The sequence below is a fragment of the Mesotoga sp. UBA5847 genome, assembly GCF_002432735.1.
Taxonomy (GTDB): domain Bacteria; phylum Thermotogota; class Thermotogae; order Petrotogales; family Kosmotogaceae; genus Mesotoga.
The window spans coordinates 1-1,881 of sequence record NZ_DJGL01000004.1 but is presented as its reverse complement, the minus strand read 5'-3'; the positions used below and the strand labels follow the sequence as shown (position 1 = coordinate 1,881).

The window sequence follows — 1,881 nt, the reverse complement described above, 5'->3', positions numbered from 1 at the left end:
CTATCCATTACCGGACATCCTGTCTTTTTCGCTATCCTCTTCGCCAAAGAAGATGATCCTGCATTGTAGAAGTTTTTCGTTTCGCCGTATTTGATGGAAAGTTGGGTGCACGTAGCCTGCCCACCGTAGTCTTTCATGCGCTTCATAATTTCGAGACTGCTAGGATAGAATACCTCACTGTCTTGAAGGAGTCTTACCCAATCATCAACGGATAACCCTGGTGAATAATCTCTGGGCCGCCACTCTTCAGCAGGCATTTCACTATAAGAGCGGCTAATATAAAAACCAACATCAATAGTGAGAGTGCGAAGTTCAGGATCTGGATAGCAGCTCTCTGTAAGCTGCGACTTCAGCAATTCAATGAGTTCTTCATCCTGCCGCAATTCAGCGCAAATTTCGTTATACAGCTTGAGAAAGTTTCTGATATTGTCAGCATACGCGCCTCTTTTGAAGCTATAGTTGCTTTTAAGCTTGCTCACAATCGTTTCTATCTCACTGAATTTATATATGTAATACTTATCCGGGTAACGAAGCCATAAATAAGTACTGATTGCGTTTTCGTTTTGGAAGTGCTGTATAGCACCATTTCCGTACTTTTCAAGTAAAGCTGCAGATTTCATCTTGAAGCCTTCAACTCGTTCATAGACCTCTTTGCCTTCATCAAAGAGATCTATAAACATACCACGCACTTCTTCCGGCGCTGCCTTGGCAAAGTTCTGTATCATTGCTCCCGGGAAATTATTCGCAGACGCCAGCAGATTATTTGTCTTTGAGAGAGAAAGAGTGAGCATTTCTGCAAAATCGGATGTGTTTACATCCCAATTATCTTGAAACCACTTTACTGCTTCCCACTTATACTTTTCTTTCGGCCACTGCTTCCGGACAAAATCCTTCTTATACTCTACTAAGACAGCTTTCAAAAGAGACTTGTCAAACATCAATTCACTCCTTCACACTCAAGCATTTTGGAGACTTCTGGAACTTTCATCATCTACCCGCAAAGCTCCCGTTTTTTTGCTTCATTATTATTCAGAAGTAGTGAGAAGAAAGCCTGCTTTTGCGGTGGGCTTTCAAAGATGAAATCATCATTCTCACTTAATAACAGATATTGCACAGCAAGGAACAGTCTTGAAATTAATATAGCACTTGTTACATTGCAAGCAAAGAGTGGCCGCAATGGGAAAGAGTCAAACTGCTGCCTTGTTTTCTTCAAAGTGATGGTGATTTTGCCTGACAAGACATTTGCAAAGATTGGGCAGACCTAGGGTATTTGCTCTCGAAGCGCCGGATGCTTCTGTCTCCTAAGAAAGGGAATCCCGGGGAGAATCATTTCCATGAGAACCCTGAGGGGTAATCTAGAGTGGAAAAAAGGGAATATCCCATGGAGCCTAAAAGTCAGGGCGGCGTTTCCCATCGTTATTCTAGTAAAGCAGTAGCAAAAAGCCCCACCCGATATTTATCGCGTCTCGCCTTCGAGGCGTCTCCACAAAAACAATCCTCTCGCAATCTCCTTCTATTAATTTCAGCGCTTCTCTTCTCTCAATTCTCCAGCCTCACACGCATTACGGCTGCTTCAGGATCCAGGATAACTACAGGAACTTTTCTGAGAGACTATTCATAGCGCGCTCGAGATGTTGTCTATAGGCTCCAACGGGATCGTAGTCGCCCCGGTCGCGATGGCACAATGTCTTCTAGTGACTGCAAGTCATAGCGTGATTTCCTCTGTGCTTAAGACTCTTCAGGTTTTGTCTACTGCTCTCCAAAAGGCAACGTTCAAGTCCCACTTAGCTACAAAAAAGGGAGTCTGTCAGTTTTTCGCAGATTTTTTCTTGACTTTATCACTTGAACCCATAAAACAAAGAAGATAGCGTCTCAAACCCG

General features: G+C 43.3%; 1 pseudogene (only partly in view). It reads right to left on the bottom strand.

The annotated features are described in order from the left end of the window. Nucleotides 1–938, bottom strand: a pseudogene (locus B3K91_RS13565) (AAA family ATPase) (it extends 1,437 nt beyond the left edge of the window). Between the last annotated feature and the right edge of the window lie 943 nt (nt 939–1,881).